Source organism: Streptomyces sp. NPDC040405 (assembly GCF_055595765.1).
Genome location: NZ_JBVIVI010000005.1, coordinates 408,360 through 424,152, shown reverse-complemented (window position 1 = coordinate 424,152; position 15,793 = coordinate 408,360). Strand labels below are relative to the sequence as shown.

The following is a 15,793-nucleotide window of genomic DNA, read 5'->3' as shown; positions in this document are numbered from 1 at the left end:
TGATTCCTTACGCCGCTGAACGGCCGGGCCCCTCGGCTCGGCCGTTCGGCTTGAGGGACGTGGAGCCGTCGGCCGTATTTCCTTCCGCTGCCTCCTCGGCTGCCTCGTCGGCTGTCTCCTCAGCTGCCTCCTCGGCTGTCTCCTCGGCCGCCGTTCCGGTGGCGGTCCAGGCGGCGCAGTACAGGGTGAGCTTCGCGGTGAAGTTGATCCACAGCAGCAGCGCGATGGGCACGCCGAACGCCCCGTACATGCTCTTGGCCGCCACGTCCCGCAGATAGCTGCTCAGCAGCAGCTTCAGCAGCTCGAAGCCGATCGCGCCGATGAGCGCCGCGACCACGACCCTCCGGCGCGGCGGTTCGACCCTGGGCAGCCAGGTCAGGACGTAGCACAGCAGCAGGAAGTCGGCCGCGACGGCGATCAGGAACGCGGCAATCCGCAGCAGCCAGCCGCCCACCCCGTTCTCGGGGATCTGGAGGAGCTGCGTCAGCCGGTGGATGACGGTGACGGCGAGCGTCGAGACGGCGAACGAGGCGAGGGCGACGCCGCCCAGGCCGACGAGCACCAGGCCGTCCTTGGCCTTGCGCACCACAGGGTTGCCGGGGTCCTCCTCCAGCTCCCAGACCGCGCGCAGGCACTCGCGCAGCGAGCCCACCCAGCCGATGCCGGTGAACAGCAGCAGGGCGCCCGCGACGATCCCGATGGTGGCGGCGTTCTGGATGAGGCCGCTCAGATCGAGCTGGCCGGAGATGCCAGGGATCTGCTGGGCGACCTTCCGCTGCAGCTGATGCATCTGCGACTCGGTGAGCGTCGCGGCACCGATGGCCGCCCCCACCGTGATGAGGGGGAAGAAGGCGAGAAAGCTGATGAAGGTGATCGCGGCCGCGAGACGGGTCCAGTGGACGCGCTCCAGCCGTTCGTAGGAACGCCAGGCGTGGGTACGCATCACCCAGACGAGGGCGGGGCCGATGAGCGGCAACCGGGTCAGCCAGTCCATGATCAACAACTACCCTTCCGCCGAGTTTTACTCCTCGGCGGCGGGTTCCCGTTTCCGCGCTACTCCACGACTTCCGCTACTCCATCCGCCGAACGCTCACCAGGGCGAGGGGGCGGCGGGGCGCGTGAGGTCGGCCTGACGGGGCACCACGGGGGAGGCTCCCTCCGGGGGTTCGCCCGAGCCGAAGGGGTACTCGCGGTCGAGCCGCCAGACCCCGTCCGCCCCCTGCTCGTACAGTGCGAAGCCGTTGATCGTCCAGGCCGCCTCGAAGTCCTTCAGCTCCGCGAACGCCCGGTCCATGGCCTCCTCGTCGATGCCATGCGCGACGGTGACGTGCGGGTGGTACGGGAACTGCAGCTCACGGGCGCAAGGCCCGTGCGCCGCCCGGATCCGCTCCTGCAGCACCATGCACTCCTCCGCGCCTTCGACGATCTTGACGAAGACGACGGGCGAGAGGGGCCGGAAAGTGCCGGTCCCCTCCAGCCGCATCGGGAACGCCCGCCCCTCCGCCGCGACCTGGGCCAGATAGTCCTCGACGGCGGGCAGCGCCGCGGCGTCGACCTCGGTCGGCGGCAAGAGGGTGACGTGCGTGGGGATGCCATGAGCGGCCGGGTCCCCGAAGCCCGCGCGCCGCTCCTGGAGGAAGCTGCCGTACGGCTCCGGGACCGCGATCGAAACGCCGAGCGTTACGGTCCCCACTGCGTTCTCCCTCCCGGCCCTCCCGGGCTGCTGGGCTTGCTGGGCTTCAGTCCGCTGCACCGGTGCCAGTGTGGCGGCTGTGCCGCCTTCGCGGCTAGATTCCTCGATTCTTCGGCACTCGGGCCGAAGAACCCCCTGGTCAGGGGTGGGCCGCTGTACACTCCCTCGGCGGTCGCCGGGGGCGCGTGCCCCGTGAATGCTCAGCGAGCGGCGGGCAGGAACCCCACCTTGTCGTAGGCGAGCGCCAGCGTCTCGGCGGCGACGGCACGAGCCTTGTCCGCCCCCTTGGCCAGGATTCCGTCCAACGTCCCCGGGTCCGCCAGGTATTCCTGGGTCCGCTCGCGGAACGGCGTCACCCACTCGACCAGCACCTCTGCCAGGTCGGTCTTGAGCGCGCCGTACCCCTTGCCCTCGTACTTCCCCTCCAACTCCGCGATGGAGCTGCCGGTGAGGGTGGAGTAGATCGTCAGCAGATTGCTGACGCCGGGCTTCTTCTCCTCGTCGAAGCGGATCTCGGTCTCCAGGTCGGTGACCGCGCTCTTGATCTTCTTCGCGGAGACCTTCGGCTCGTCGAGGAGGTTGACGATGCCCTTGGGCGTGGAGGCCGACTTGCTCATCTTGATCGTCGGGTCCTGGAGATCGTAGATCTTCCCGGTCTCCTTGACGATGAACGGAGCGGGGACGGTGAAGGTCTCGCCGAAGCGGCCGTTGAAACGGTCCGCGAGGTCGCGGGTCAGCTCGATGTGCTGGCGCTGGTCCTCGCCGACGGGGACGTGGTTGGCCTGGTAGAGCAGGATGTCCGCGACCTGGAGGATCGGGTACGTGAAGAGTCCGACGGTCGAGCGGTCGGCACCCTGCCTGGCCGACTTGTCCTTGAACTGGGTCATGCGGGAGGCCTCGCCGAAGCCGGTGAGGCAGTTCATCACCCAGCCGAGCTGGGCGTGCTCGGGCACATGGCTCTGGACGAAGAGCGTGCAGCGGTCCGGGTCGAGACCGGAGGCGAGCAGCTGGGCTGCGGCGAGCCGACTGTTGGCTCGCAGCTCCGCCGGATCCTGCGGAACGGTGATCGCGTGCAGGTCGACGACGGTGTAGAACGCGTCGTGGGTGTCTTGCAGCGCGACGTACTGCCGGATCGCACCGAGGTAGTTCCCGAGATGGAAGGAGCCTGCGGTGGGCTGGATACCGGAGAGCGCACGGGGACGATCAAGGGCCATGCCACCCATTCTCTCAGGTGTGGAACCGGAGTCGGTCCGCCGGTGTATCAAAGGTGTGAGGACTCGTGAGGGGGCGCGGGAGGGGGACCTCGTCGCGCAAGACGCAAGACAGGACGCAAGACAGGACGCAGCAGGGGACGCGGCGCAGGACGCGGCGGGGCTCGTCGTGGGACCGGATGCGGCGGTGATCGCTCGGGTGCGGGCCGGGGAGACCGATGCCTATGCCGAGCTGGTGCGCGCCCACGCGCCGATAGCGCTGCGCACCGCCGTGCTGATGGGTGCGGGCGCGGATGCCGAGGATGTGGTGCAGGACGCCTTCGTGAAGGCGTATCTCGCACTGGGCACCTTCAAGGACGACGCGGCGTTCCGGCCGTGGCTGCTGCGGATCGTCGCCAATGAGACGCGGAACGCGGTGCGCTCGGCGCGTCGGCAGCAGACGGCGGTCGACCGGGAAGGGGCGATGGCCGGAGCCGGTCCGGAGGGTCCGGTGATACCGGAGAGCGCGGATCCGGCGGCCATGGCGCTCGCGGACGAGCGGCGGGCGCGGCTGATGGCCGCGCTGGATGAGCTGAGCGAGCCGCAGCGGTGGGTGGTCATCTACCGCTATCTGCTGGATCTGGACGAGGCGGAGACCGCGGCGGCCCTGGGCTGGCCGCGCGGCACGGTGAAGTCGCGGCTGAGCCGCGCGCTGCGGCGGCTGGAGCTGCTGCTGGAGGCGGACGAGGCGGTCCGCCCGGGTGAGGCACCGGGGCGGGCACGGCCGGGAGCGCAGGGAGGCATTCGGGATGGACGGGGAAGGGCTGCCCGGCGAGCTGCGGGCGCTCGGGCGCGCACTGGACGGGCCACCACCCGCCGCCCCGCCGGGGGACGGCCCCCGGGAGGGCGGAGCCTTGCCGGGCGGCGTGCCGTCAGCGAGCGGCGAGACGATGGCCGAGCGGGTGCTGGCCCGGATCGTGGGGATGCCGGAGCGCGTGGCGCCCGGCGGCCGGATCCGGGAGGAGCAGTGGTGGCGGGCCCTGCCCGGGCTTGAGGCCGGGCAGGGGCCCATGAGCGCCCTCGTCCGGTCGGCGGCCCGGCGGCCTCGGCTCTGACCCTCCTGGGCTGGTTTACGGACGGATCGGCACTCGGCTCGCCGGTCGCGGCGCGCACCCCCACCCTGGGTGGTGTCGCAGCCCCTCGGCGGTTTCACGGAACGGAGGACATCTTGACCTCGACCGAACGCCCCTCTCAGCCCTCGCAGCCCTCGCAGCACGCCATCGCGGCCGCGGAGGCCCACAGTGCGCACAACTACCATCCGCTTCCGGTCGTCGTCGCCTCCGCCGAGGGGGCGTGGATGACCGATGTCGAAGGCCGCCGGTATCTGGATCTGCTCGCCGGATATTCCGCGCTCAACTTCGGCCATCACAACCGGCAGCTGATCGACGTCGCCAAGGCGCAGCTGGAGCGGGTCACACTCACCTCGCGCGCCTTCCACCACGACCGGTTCGCCGCCTTCTGCGCGGAGCTGGCCGCGCTGTGCGGGATGGAGACGGTGCTGCCCATGAATACCGGCGCGGAGGCGATCGAGACGGCGATCAAGACCGCCCGTAAATGGGGCTACCGGATCAAGGGCGTGCCGGACGGGCGGGCCAGGATCATCGTCGCGGACAACAACTTCCACGGCCGTACGACCACGATCATCAGCTTCTCCACCGATCCGGAGGCCCGCGCGGACCACGGTCCGTACACCCCGGGGTTCGACATCGTGCCGTACGGCGATCTGGCGGCGATGGAGGCGGCGCTCGACGCCGGGCCCGGAGAGACGGTCGCCGTGCTGCTGGAGCCCATCCAGGGCGAGGCAGGGGTGCTGGTGCCGCCGCCCGGGTATCTGGCCGGGGTGCGCGAGCTGACCCGGGCGCGGGGCGTGCTGCTCATGGCCGATGAGATCCAGTCGGGCCTGGGCCGCACGGGGAAGACCTTCGCCTGTGAGCACGAGGGCGTCGTCCCGGACGTCTATGTGCTGGGCAAGGCGCTGGGCGGCGGGGTGGTGCCGGTGTCGGCGGTGGTGTCCTCCGCCGAGGTGCTGGGCGTCCACCGCCCCGGTGAGCACGGTTCGACCTTCGGCGGCAATCCGCTCGCCTGCGCGGTCGCGCTGGAAGTGATCGCCATGCTGCGGACCGGGGAGTTCCAGCGGCGCGCGGCGGAGCTGGGCGAGCACCTGCACCGGGAGCTGGCGCAGATGGCCCGCGGCGGGGCGGTGGAGGCGGTGCGGGGGCGCGGGCTGTGGGCCGGTGTGGACATCGAGCCGTCGCGCGGCACCGGGCGGCAGATCTCCGAGCGGCTGATGGACCGCGGAGTGCTGGTCAAGGACACCCACAGGTCCACCATCCGGATCGCACCGCCGCTGGTGATCAGCAAAGAGGATCTGGACTGGGGCCTGGACCAGCTCAGGGCGGTGCTGGCGGAATGACCTGGGCACCGTGCCGTTCCGGCGCCGTGTCGCTCTGGCGCCGCACCGCGCTCGCCGCGCTCCGCTTAAAGAATCACGTGCGGCACAAAGCGCGCGTACTCGTCCGTGATCAGCCCGGCCGACTCCCGGATGCCGAGCCCCGCCGGTTCGTCCTCCACCACCCACGCCCCCAGGACCACCCGGTTCCCGTCCATGTCCGGCAGCGGCGCCAACTCCTGGTAGCAGCACGCCTCGTCCCGGACGGCAGGTTCCGCGGGCTCCGCGCCCGGCGGGTGCACGGTGACGCCCGCGCCCTCCCTGCCGAGCAGCGGCTTGGCCACGTAGCCGGTGGTGCGGGCCAGTTCACGGGGCCCGTCGAGGTAGGTGGGCAGCAGGTTGGGATGGCCGGGGAACAGCTCCCACAGAATGGCCAGCAGCGCCTTGTTGGACAGCAGCATCTTCCAGGCGGGCTCGATCCACAGGGTGGAGCCGGTGCCGCCGCCGTTGTCGATCGTGTCCAGCACATGGGCGCCGAACCGGTCGCTGACCAGCCACTCCCAGGGGTAGAGCTTGAAGCAGCCGCGGATGAAGCGGTGCCGCATGTCCACGAAGCGGCCGGAGAGCCGTTCCCAGCCGATGTCCTCCACCGAGATCGCCTCGGTCCGCAGCCCCGCCTGTTCGGCCGTCTCCCGCAAGTAGGCGACGGTCATCAGGTCCTCGCCCAGCTCGTCCCCGGCCGAGTGGGCGAAATACAGGGGCATGCCCGGCGGCAGCAGGGCGGCCTGGTTCCGCCAGGCGTCGACCAGCCGCTCGTGCAGCGAGTTCCACTGGTCGGCGCCGGGGAAGCGGTCCTCCATCCAGAACCACTGGGCGCTCGCCGCCTCCACCAGCGAGGTGGGCGTATCCGCGTTGTACTCCAGCAGCTTCGCCGGGCCCGGGCCGCCGTCGTACCGCAGGTCGAACCGGCCGTAGACGCTGGGCTGTTCGGCCCTCCGGCGCCAGGACTCGGCGACCAGCTCGGCCACCCGCGGATCCTCGATGCCGAGGTCGGCGAAGCGGTCGGCGTCGACGATGTGGGCGGCCGCCTCCAGACACATCCGGTGCAGTTCCTCGACCACCTCCTCCAGCGCCTCGACCTCGGGCAGCGAGAAGGCGTAGTAGGCGCTCTCGTCCCAGTACGGGCGCAGCGAGCCGTCCGGGTAGCGGGTCAGCGGGTAGATGACCCCCTGCTCCTCGACCGTGCTCTGCCAGTCGGGGCGGGGGTCCATGGTGTGACGCTTCATCGGGTCGCCGTCCGGTCAGCCGCCGCCGGATCCCGAGCAGCCGAAGCCGCCGCGGTCGGCGGCCTGGCTCTTGCTGAAGGTGCCGTAGTCGGCCCAGCGGCCGTCGACGTCGGCGTCGTAGTACCAGTCGCCGTCGACCCGCTTGGTCGTGCCGCGGCTGCTCTTCTTCTTGCCGCCCGTCGAGCCCGAAGAGCCGTTGCAGGCACTGGAGTCGACGATGCGGTAGCCCCTGAATTCGTAGCTGTCCGGGTCGACACAGCGCTTGTCGGGCTCCGACCCGCAGGAGGTGAGGGCCGCCGCGAGTGCGCCCATGCCACCAAGGATCACCGTGCTCGACCGCAGCCGCCGTGGGCCTTTCCGTTCCATTGGTTCTGCTCCCCCGTGCGTTGGTCCGCCCACCCTAGGGGGAGTTATCGCACAGGTGAACGGCGGGGGTGGAGAGCTGCCCGGTCAGGGCAGCACCCGGCACAGCGCCTCCAACGCCCCCGCGAAGTCGTGCTCGGGCGGCGCCCCATAGGCGAAGACCAGTTCGTCCGGCTCGGGTTCGCCACCTCCCGGAGCGCCCTCCTCGTGGTATCGGTAGCGATTCAGGCCCTCCATGGCCAGCCCCTGCCAGGCCGCGCCCTGGAGGACGGAGCGCACGGTGCCCGGCGGCAGTTCGAGCACCGCGTGCAGTCCGGCCGCGATGCCCTTGACCCGCACCCGGGGGGCGCGTTCGGCCAGCGCCGCCACCAACTGGTCGCGGCGCCGCTGGTAGCGCAGCCGCATCCCGCGCACGTGGCGGTCGTACGCGCCCGAGGCGATGAACTCCGCGAGCGTCAGCTGATCCAGCGCGCCCGACTGCCACTCCCCCGTCCGTTTGACCGCCAGCAGCCGGTCCAGCAGATGGTCCGGCACCACCATCCAGGCCAGCCGCAGCGCGGGCGCCAGGCTCTTGCTCGCGGTGCCCAGATAGACCACCCGTTCGGGGTCAAGACCCTGCAGCGCGCCCACCGGCTGGCGGTCGTAGCGGAATTCGCCGTCGTAGTCGTCCTCCAGCACCAGCCCGTCGGCCCGGGACGCCCAGTCGACCACGGCGGCCCGCCGGTCGGGGTCCAGGGCGACACCGGTGGGGAACTGGTGCGCCGGGGTGAGCAGCGCGGCCCGTACGCCGGTGAGGCGGTCCAGTTCGCCGGTGCGGGCGCCCCGCCCGTCGACCGGCAGCGGCACGGTGCGCAGTCCGGCGCGGCGCAGCACGTTCCAGTGGATGTCGAGCCCGTACGACTCGACGGCCAGCCCGCGGTGGCCGTCCCGGTGCAGCGTTTGGCTGAGCAGGGCGAGTCCTTGGACGAACCCGGCGCAGACCACGATCCGTTCGGGCGCGGCCCGCACCCCGCGGGCGCGCGCGAGATAGTCGGCCAGGACCCGGCGCAGTTCGATCCGCCCGCTGGGGTGGCCGTAGTTGAAGGCGTCGCTGGGCGCCGCGGTCAGGGCGCGCCGGGCGGCGGACAGCCAGGCGGAGCGAGGAAAGGCGGAGACGTCGGGCGACCCGGCCCGCAGGTCGTACGCCGGGCGGGTGGCGGCCACGGCGGCGGCAGGCGGTGTGCGCGGCGGCGCGGGCTCGGGCGGGACGACGCGCTGGGCGACCCGGGTGCCGGAGCCCTGCCGGGCGGTGAGCCAGCCCTCGGCGACGAGTTCGCCGTAGGCGTCGGCCACCGTGTTGCGGGCGATGCCGAGGTCGGCGGCGAGCGTGCGGGAGGAGGGCAGCCGGGTGCCGGGGGCGAGGCGGCCGCTGCGGACGGCGTCACGCAGGGAGCGGCTGAGCGCGACCCGCACCCCGGTGGTTCCGCCCCGCGGCAGGTCCAGATGCAGATCGGTGCCGGGCCCGCTCGTCCTGCCCGGTCCGGAAGTGGCCTGCCCGGAAGCGGCCTGTCCGGAACCGGAAGTGGCCCATGATTCCTCCATGAAAGTGGACCATACCCCTGGGCTGGTGAGGTTCTAGCGTGGGCCGCATGACGACATCGGAGAGCACTTCGCCGCACGGTCCCCGGATGAGCTTCGCGCACGCGGCCCCCGCGGTCTACAAGGCCATGATCCAGCTGGACGCGGCGGCGCGTCAGGGCCTGGAGCCGTCGCTGACGGAGCTGGTCAAGATCCGCGCCTCGCAGATCAACCACTGCGCGTTCTGCATCGACATGCACATCAAGGACGCCCGGGCGGCGGGCGAGTCCGAGGAGCGGATCTATCTGCTCAACGCCTGGGAGGAGGCGGCCGGTGTCTACACCGAGAAGGAGCAGGCCGCGCTCGCCCTGACCGAGGCCGTCACCGTCCTGACCGGCGGCGTCCCGGACGAGGTGTACGACCGGGCCGCCAAGCACTTCGAGGAGCAGGAGCTGGCCCAGCTCATCGCGCTCATCTTCACCATCAACGCCTGGAACCGGATCGGGGTGACCACCCGCCTGGTCCCGGGCTCCTACAAGCCGACCGCAGGCTGAGAACGAGGGGGATCCATGACGACCAGCACCACAGCCGAGGCCGGGGCGTTCCGGGCGATGCATCACGGGCGGGACGCGGCGGCGCCGCTCGTGCTGGCCGGTCCCTGGGACGCCGGTTCGGCCCGCGCCTTCGTGGACGCGGGCTTCCCGGCGCTGGCGACGCCGAGCGCCGGGATCTCGGCGTCGCTGGGCTACCAGGACGGCCGGGTACCGGCCGAGGAGATGTTCGCCGCGGTGGCCCGGATCGTCCGGGCCGTGGAGGTGCCGGTGTCGGCGGACCTGGAGAGCGGCTACGGCCTCGACGCCAAGGAGCTGGTCGAGCGGCTGCTGGAGACCGGAGCGGTGGGCTGCAATCTGGAGGACTCCGACCCGCTGACCAAGCGGCTGGCCGACCCGCGGGAGCAGGCGGACCGGCTGGCGGCGGTGCGTGCCGAGGCGGGTGACGGCCTGGTGATCAACGCCCGGATCGACAGCTTCGCCCGCGGCGAGTTCGCCCAGGGCGGGGCCGACGACGCCGAGCGCGCGGCCGAGGCGGCGATCGAGCGCGGGCGGGCCTATGCGGCGGCGGGCGCGGACTGCGTCTATCCGATCTTCGCGCCCCCGGAGCTGCTGCCCCGGATCGCGTCCGCCGTCGGGGTCCCGGTCAACGCGTCGGCCTTCGCACCGGACGGCCCCTCTCCCGCCGAGCTGGGGCGGCTCGGCGCCACCCGCGTCACGTTCGGCCCCCGGCTCTTCCGCGCGACGATGGCCGCCGCGCGGGACCTCGCCCAACAGCTGAGCCCCGCTCCGTCCACCCCATGAGGGGGACGGGCGGGGCCCGGCCTGGTGCGTCCTTCGCGTCCTTCGGCGAGGAACCGCCTTCAGCGATCAGCCGCTAGGGCAGCCACTTCTTCCAGACGTCCGGATGCGCCTTGACCCACTTCTTGGCCGCGTCCTGCGCCGACAACCCGTCCGAGGCGATCAGCTCGGACACCTGGTTCTGGTCCTTCTTGGTCCAGTGGAACTTCTTCAGGAACGCGGCGGCCTTGCCGCCCTCCTTCGCGAAGTCCGCGTTCAGGTACTTCTGCAGCGGGGTGGTCGGGTAGGCGCAGTCGAAGGAATCGGGATCCTTCTCACCCTTCGCCGCACACTTGTCCGTGTACTTGGGCAGCTTCACCTCTTCCATCGGCACCTGGTTGAACAGCCACTGCGGCTCGTACCAGTACGACAGGAAGGGCTTCTTCTGCTTGGCGAACTGCTTCATCTGGGTGATCTGGGCGGATTCCGAACCGGCGAAGACAATCTGGTAGTTCAGCTTCAGATTCTTCACCAGCGCCTTGTCATTGGTGACATACGACGGGGAACCGTCCAGCAGCTGGCCCTTGCCACCGCTTTCCGCGGTCTTGAAGGTCTTCGCGTACTTGTTGAGGTTCTTCCAGTTCAGGACGTCCGGATGCTTGTCCGCGAAGTACTTCGGCACCCACCAGCCGATGTGGCCGGTGACGCCGAGGTCACCGCCCGACGTGATCGTCTTCTTGTCCTTGACGTAGCGCTGTTCCTGCTCCGGGTGGCCCCAGTCCTCCAGGATCGCGTCCACCCGGCCCTGGCTGAGCGCGTCCCACGCCGGAATCTCGTCCACCTGGACGGTGTCGACGTGGTAGCCCAGCTCATGTTCCAGCAGGTACTGGGCGACGGCCGCATTGGCCTGTGCGCCGACCCAGGACTGGACGGAGAGCGTCACGCTCTTCGCGCCGCCCACATTGGCGTACGGCGAGGACTGCTTGGACATGTCCGCCGCGCCGCAGCCGGTCGCGGTGAGCAGGGCCGTGACCCCGGTGGCGGCCATCAGCAGCTGCCGACGGCGGGCGTTATGGCCCGTAGCCATGTCAGGCCCCCTTCCTGTCGCGGCGTGCGGTCGGCTGGGTCACCCGGTCGAGCATCAGCCCCAGGCAGACGATCGCCACGCCCGCCACCAGACCGGTCGCCAGGTCGCCCTGCGCCAGGCCGAACAGCACGTCGTAGCCGAGCGCGCCCGAGCCGACCAGACCGCCGATGACGACCACGGCCAGCACCAGCACCACGCCCTGGTTGATGGCGAGCAGCAGCGCCGGGCGGGCCAGCGGCAACTGGACCTGGCGCAACTGCTGCCCCTGGGTGGCGCCGAGCGAGCGCGCCGACTCCAGCGCGGACGGGTCGACGTTCCGGATGCCCTGGGCGGTGATGCGGATGACGGCGGGCAGCGCGTAGACGATGGCCGCGGCCGCCGCCGGGGCGCGGCCGACGCCGAACAGCGCGACCACGGGGATCAGGTACACGAACTGCGGCATGGTCTGGCACACGTCCAGCACCGGTCGCAGCATCCGCTCCAACCGGGCGCTGCGCGCGGCCCAGATGCCGATCGCGAAGCCGAGGACCAGCGTGACGACGACGGCCGCCAGCACCTGGGAGAGGGTGTCCATGGACGACTCCCACACGCCGAGCACACCGATCGCGGCCATGGCGGCGGTGGCGGTCAGCGCGGTGGCCCAGGTGCCGATCAGCCAGGCAAGCGCCGCGACGATCAGCAGGACCCCGTACCACGGGACGCCCTGGAGCCCCTCACGCAGTGGGTCGAGGATCCACTTGAGGTAGTTCGCGGCCCATTCGGCGGTGCCTCCGACGACCGGCACACCGGTGTAGAGGTGGTCGACCATCCATTCCTTGAACTGGTTGACGGGCCCCTCGATGGCGACGGTCCAGCCGCCCGGCCAGGTCTGGGAGCCGGACAGCCGTCCGGCGACGGTGATCACCGCGGTGATCACCGCGACGCCCGCCCACGCGGGCCAGCCGCGCAGCAGCCGGGGGCCGCCCTCGGCCGGAGGCGCGCCGAGCCGCTCGCCCGCCGACCCGATGGTGCGGTCCATCACGATGGCGAGGAGCACGATCGGGAGTCCCGCGGCGAGCGCCTTGCCGACGTCGACGCTGGACAGCGCCTGGTAGACGCGGTCACCGAGACCGCCACCGCCGATCACGGAGGTGATCACGGCCATGGACAGCGCCATCATGATCGTCTGGTTGATACCCAGCATCAGTTCCTTGCGGGCCAGCGGGAACCGGGCGGACAGCAGCCGCTGCCGCCAGGTCGCGCCGAGCGAGGCCACGGCCTCCAGCACCCCGGCGTCCGCGCCGCGCAGGCCGAGGGCGGTGAGCCGGGCCATGGGCGGAGCCGCGTAGATCACGGTGGCCAGCACCGCGCCGGGCACGCCGTTGCCGAAGATCATCACGACGGGCAGCAGATACGCGAACGCGGGCAGCACCTGCATGGTGTCGAGGATCGGCCGCAGCGCCCGGAACGCGCGTTCCGAGAGCCCGCCGGCCAGGCCCAGCAGTCCGCCGATGACGACGGAGGCGGCGACGGCGACGGCCATCAGCGCGAGCGTCTGCATCGTCGGCACCCACATGCCCAGCACGCCGCAGACGGCCAGGGAGACCAGGGTCGTCACCGCGACCCGCACCCCGGCCACCCGCCAGGCGAGCAGGGTCAGCCCGGCGGTGACACCGGCCCAGCCCAGGGTGAGCAGGGCGACGTAGACGACGCGGACGCCGATGATGATGGCCTGGCTGATGTAGCCGAAGAAGTAGAGGAAGATCCAGTGGCTGTCGCGGTTGTCGAGGATCCAGTCGCTGGCCTTGCCCAGCGGTCCGGACACATCGACGGTCAGCGCGTCCGGCCAGCTCGTACCGGCCCACTTGGCGTGGGCGAGCGGTATGAGCACGGCCGCGATCACGATGAGCACCGCGAGCTTGCGGACGATCGGGCTGCCGACGGCCGCGCGCAGCGGCGACGGGCGCGCTTCGTCCGCGGCGGTCTTGCCCGCGGGCGGCCCGGCGCCGGGGTCGGTACGGGGGCGGGTGGTCGTCGCGCTCACACGCGCCTCCCGGTGCCGCCCGGCGGGAAGGAGGTCAGGGGCGTGCTCATGCGGCGGCCGCCTCCTTCCCGTCCAGGCCCGCGACGACGCTGAGCAGGCAGGCGTGGTCGACGACGCCCAGGCAGCGGCCGTTGTCGACGACGCGCGCGGGGCCGCCGGAACGGGCCACGGCCTCGATCGCGTCGGCGACGGTGGTGCCCGGGGTCAGCGCGGGGCCGCCGTCCTCCTCGTCGGACGTCGCGGGGCGCATCGCGCGGCGCACGGTCAGCACCTGCTCGCGCGGCACATCGCGGACGAAGTCCCGTACGTATTCGTCGGCCGGGGAGCCGACGATCTCCTCGGGGGTGCCGAGCTGCACGATCTCGCCGTCGCGCATCAGCATGATGCGGTCGCCGAGCCGCAGCGCCTCGCTGAGGTCATGGGTGATGAACACCATCGTCCGGCCCTCGTCGTGGTGCAGCCGGATGACCTCCTCCTGCATGTCGCGGCGGATCAGCGGGTCGAGCGCGCTGAACGGCTCGTCGAACAGCAGCACCTCGGGGTCGACGGCGAGCGCCCGGGCCAGGCCCACACGCTGCTGCTGACCACCGGAGAGCTGACCGGGGCGGCGGCGCTCCAGACCGGTCAGGCCGACCTTCTCCACCATCTCGGCCGCCTTGGCGCGGCGCTCGGCGCGGCCCATGCCCTGGATCTCCAGGCCGTAGGCGATGTTGTCGAGGACGGAGCGGTGCGGCAGCAGCCCGAAGTGCTGGAAGACCATGGCGGCGCGGTGGCGGCGCAGATCGCGCAGCCGGGCCTTGTCCATGGCCATGACGTCCTCACCGTCGATCTTCAGCGTCCCGGAGGTCGGCTCGATCAGACGGGTGAGGCAGCGCACCAGCGTGGACTTGCCGGAGCCGGACAGCCCCATCACCACGAACACTTCGCCCGGCTCGACGTCGAAGGAGACGTCCCGGACGGCGGCCGTGCAGCCGGTGCGGGCGCGCAGGTCCGCGGCGGACAGCTCGGCCTCGGGCGAGCCGGGGACGCGCTCGGCCTTCGGGCCGAACACCTTCCACATGTCGCGGACCGAGAAGACCGGGGTGCGGTCGCCGGTCCCGGGGGTCTCAGGGGTTTCGGGGGTCTCGGTGGCCAGAGTCGTAGCCATCACGCCTCACCTCCCGGGGCGAGCTGGGCAGCTCGTTCCTTCGATCGGTAACGGACCTGATCACGCTCCCCGACCAGCAGGTCCGCGCACTTCTCGCCGACCATCAGCACACCGATCATCGGGTTCACGGCGGGCATGGTCGGGAAGACGGACGCGTCGGCGATCCGGATGCCGGACAGGCCGCGGATCCGCAGATCGGGGCCGACCACGGCGAGTTCGTCGTCCGCGGCGCCCATCTTGCAGGTGCCCGCGGGGTGGTAGACGGTGTGCGCGACCTTACGGGCGTACTCGCTGATCTCCTCGTCCGAGGTGATCTCCGGGCCCGGGCACACCTCGCGCTTGAGCCAGCCGGCCAGCGGCTCGGTCTTGGCGATCTCACGGGCGAGCCGGATGCCGTCGACCAGGGTGCGGCCGTCGTAGTCCTCCTCGTCCGTGAAGTAGCGGAAGTCGAGAGCGGGCTTGACCTCGGGGTCGGCGCTCGTCAGGTAGAGGCGGCCGCGGCTGCGCGGCTTGGGGATGTTGGGCGTCATCGACACGCCGTGCTCGGGCTTCTCGTAGCCCAGTCGCTCGGGGTTGTCGGTGAACGGGATCTGGTAGAAGTGGAACATCAGATCCGGACCCTTGGACTCCGGGTCGCGGCGCACGAACAGACCGGCGTCCGAGTCCATCGCGGAGTTGTCCGGGATCGGGCCGTCCGTCTCCCACACGATCACCGACTCCGGGTGGTCGAGCAGGTTCTCACCGACGCCCGGCAGATCGACCTTGACCGGTATGCCCAGCGCCTCCAGGTCGGCCTTGGGGCCGATGCCGGAGTGCATCAGCAGCCGCGGGGTGTCCACCGCGCCCGCGCAGACCAGCACCTCGGTCCGGGCCTGGACGAGGATCTCCTCGCCGTCCTTGGTGCGGACGTGGACGCCGGTGGCCCGGCCGTCGTCGTCCAGCTCCAGCTTGTGCGCCCAGGTCTCCAGCATGATGTGGAGGTTCGTCCGGTCCAGGAAGGGGTGCAGATAGGCGACCGACGCCGAGGAGCGCTTGTTGTTCTCCGGGTGGTACGAGAGGTCGAAGAAGCCGACGCCCTCGTGGAACGGCTTCTTGTTGAAGCCCTCGACGCGCGGCACACCGGCGGATGCCTGAGCGGCCTCCACGAAGTCCCGGGCGATCGCGTTCCGGTCCTTCTCGTCGACCGCGACAACGTTGTTGCGCAGCTTGTGGAAGTACGGGTCCATCGCCTCGGCGTCCCAGCCCTCGGCACCCGCCTCGGCCCACTCGTCCCAGTCGCCCGGCAGCGGCTTGAAGGAGATCAGGGTGTTGTGCGAGGAGCATCCACCGAGCACCCGGGCCCGGCTGTGCCGGATGTGCGAGTTGCCGCGCGGCTGCTCGACGGTGGGGTAGTCGTAATCCAGATCGCCGCCGAGCAGCCCCAGCCAGCGGCGCAGGGTGAGGACATCGGGGCGGTCGATGTCCGAGGGGCCGCCCTCGATGACGGCGACACGGACGTCAGGGTCTTCCGTGAGCCGGGAGGCGATCACCGATCCTGCGGTGCCTCCGCCGATGACGACGTAATCGTATGCGTCAGGTACGGGCATGGTGGGGGTTACTCCTCGCGGTCTTCCGGTCTTCCGGGACGGCCCGCACGGGTGCGGGCCGGGGGCCGTCCTCGGAGGGAT

At 71.2% G+C, this 15,793-nt stretch carries 14 protein-coding genes; 4 read left to right on the top strand and 10 right to left on the bottom strand.

All coding sequences use genetic code 11. The features are described from left to right. Window positions 1-7 precede the first annotated feature (7 nt). From ACZ59A_RS23145 to trpS, 3 genes are all read right to left on the bottom strand, one after another. Entirely contained in the window at window positions 8-994 is a 987-nt protein-coding gene (locus tag ACZ59A_RS23145) for a YihY/virulence factor BrkB family protein (protein WP_470961224.1), read from the bottom strand. A 96-nt stretch (window positions 995-1,090) separates the two neighbouring features. Beyond that, window positions 1,091-1,693 (bottom strand): 2'-5' RNA ligase family protein, encoded by a 603-nt coding sequence (locus ACZ59A_RS23140; protein WP_470961222.1) that lies wholly within the window; start codon window positions 1,691-1,693, stop codon window positions 1,091-1,093. 200 nt (window positions 1,694-1,893) lie between these two features. Beyond that, window positions 1,894-2,907: a tryptophan--tRNA ligase gene (gene trpS, locus ACZ59A_RS23135; protein WP_468049379.1), complete on the bottom strand. Its 1,014-nt coding sequence runs from the start codon at window positions 2,905-2,907 to the stop codon at window positions 1,894-1,896. 166 nt (window positions 2,908-3,073) lie between these two features. Here trpS and ACZ59A_RS23130 point away from each other — a divergent pair, with 166 nt between their 5' ends. Together ACZ59A_RS23130 and rocD are read left to right on the top strand one after the other, a co-directional pair. Beyond that, window positions 3,074-3,937, top strand: coding sequence for an RNA polymerase sigma factor (locus tag ACZ59A_RS23130; RefSeq protein ID WP_470961220.1), 864 nt, complete (start codon window positions 3,074-3,076; stop codon window positions 3,935-3,937). A gap of 174 nt (window positions 3,938-4,111) precedes the next feature. Beyond that, window positions 4,112-5,356 (top strand): ornithine--oxo-acid transaminase, encoded by a 1,245-nt coding sequence (gene rocD / locus ACZ59A_RS23125; RefSeq protein WP_470961218.1) that lies wholly within the window; start codon window positions 4,112-4,114, stop codon window positions 5,354-5,356. Window positions 5,357-5,421: 65 nt separating this feature from the next. On the opposite strand, the gene ACZ59A_RS23120 is transcribed toward rocD, so the two are convergent. The 3 genes from ACZ59A_RS23120 to pdxR all read right to left on the bottom strand — a co-directional run bounded on the left by ACZ59A_RS23120 (window position 5,422) and on the right by pdxR (window position 8,562). Further along, entirely contained in the window at window positions 5,422-6,618 is a 1,197-nt protein-coding gene (locus ACZ59A_RS23120) for a glutathionylspermidine synthase family protein (protein ID WP_470961216.1), read from the bottom strand. 15 nt (window positions 6,619-6,633) lie between these two features. Next, on the bottom strand, window positions 6,634-6,930 hold the full coding sequence (locus ACZ59A_RS23115) for a hypothetical protein (protein ID WP_470961214.1): 297 nt from the start codon (window positions 6,928-6,930) through the stop codon (window positions 6,634-6,636). 138 nt (window positions 6,931-7,068) lie between these two features. After that, window positions 7,069-8,562, bottom strand: coding sequence for a MocR-like pyridoxine biosynthesis transcription factor PdxR (gene pdxR / locus ACZ59A_RS23110; protein ID WP_470961212.1), 1,494 nt, complete (start codon window positions 8,560-8,562; stop codon window positions 7,069-7,071). A 47-nt stretch (window positions 8,563-8,609) separates the two neighbouring features. On the opposite strand from pdxR, the gene ACZ59A_RS23105 reads away from it, so the two are divergent. Next, on the top strand, window positions 8,610-9,092 hold the full coding sequence (locus ACZ59A_RS23105; RefSeq protein ID WP_470961210.1) for a carboxymuconolactone decarboxylase family protein: 483 nt from the start codon (window positions 8,610-8,612) through the stop codon (window positions 9,090-9,092). Window positions 9,093-9,107: 15 nt separating this feature from the next. Then, window positions 9,108-9,893 carry an isocitrate lyase/PEP mutase family protein gene (locus tag ACZ59A_RS23100; RefSeq protein WP_470961208.1) on the top strand — a complete coding sequence of 262 codons (786 nt, stop codon included), beginning with the start codon at window positions 9,108-9,110 and terminating at the stop codon, window positions 9,891-9,893. 73 nt (window positions 9,894-9,966) lie between these two features. Here the strand turns inward: ACZ59A_RS23100 and ACZ59A_RS23095 are convergent, their stop codons facing one another. The 4 genes from ACZ59A_RS23095 to ACZ59A_RS23080 are packed head-to-tail and all read right to left on the bottom strand — an operon-like array spanning window position 9,967 to window position 15,712. Next, window positions 9,967-10,956 carry an ABC transporter substrate-binding protein gene (locus tag ACZ59A_RS23095; protein WP_470961206.1) on the bottom strand — a complete coding sequence of 330 codons (990 nt, stop codon included), beginning with the start codon at window positions 10,954-10,956 and terminating at the stop codon, window positions 9,967-9,969. A gap of 1 nt (window position 10,957) precedes the next feature. Beyond that, a complete protein-coding gene (locus tag ACZ59A_RS23090; RefSeq protein ID WP_470961204.1) occupies window positions 10,958-12,979 on the bottom strand; it encodes an ABC transporter permease in 2,022 nt (673 codons plus the stop codon). Window positions 12,980-13,025: 46 nt separating this feature from the next. Then, a complete protein-coding gene (locus tag ACZ59A_RS23085; RefSeq protein WP_470961202.1) occupies window positions 13,026-14,126 on the bottom strand; it encodes a quaternary amine ABC transporter ATP-binding protein in 1,101 nt (366 codons plus the stop codon). Continuing rightward, on the bottom strand, window positions 14,126-15,712 hold the full coding sequence (locus tag ACZ59A_RS23080; RefSeq protein ID WP_470961200.1) for a GMC family oxidoreductase: 1,587 nt from the start codon (window positions 15,710-15,712) through the stop codon (window positions 14,126-14,128). Before ACZ59A_RS23080 ends, ACZ59A_RS23085 begins: the two co-directional genes overlap by 1 nt. Window positions 15,713-15,793 lie beyond the last annotated feature (81 nt).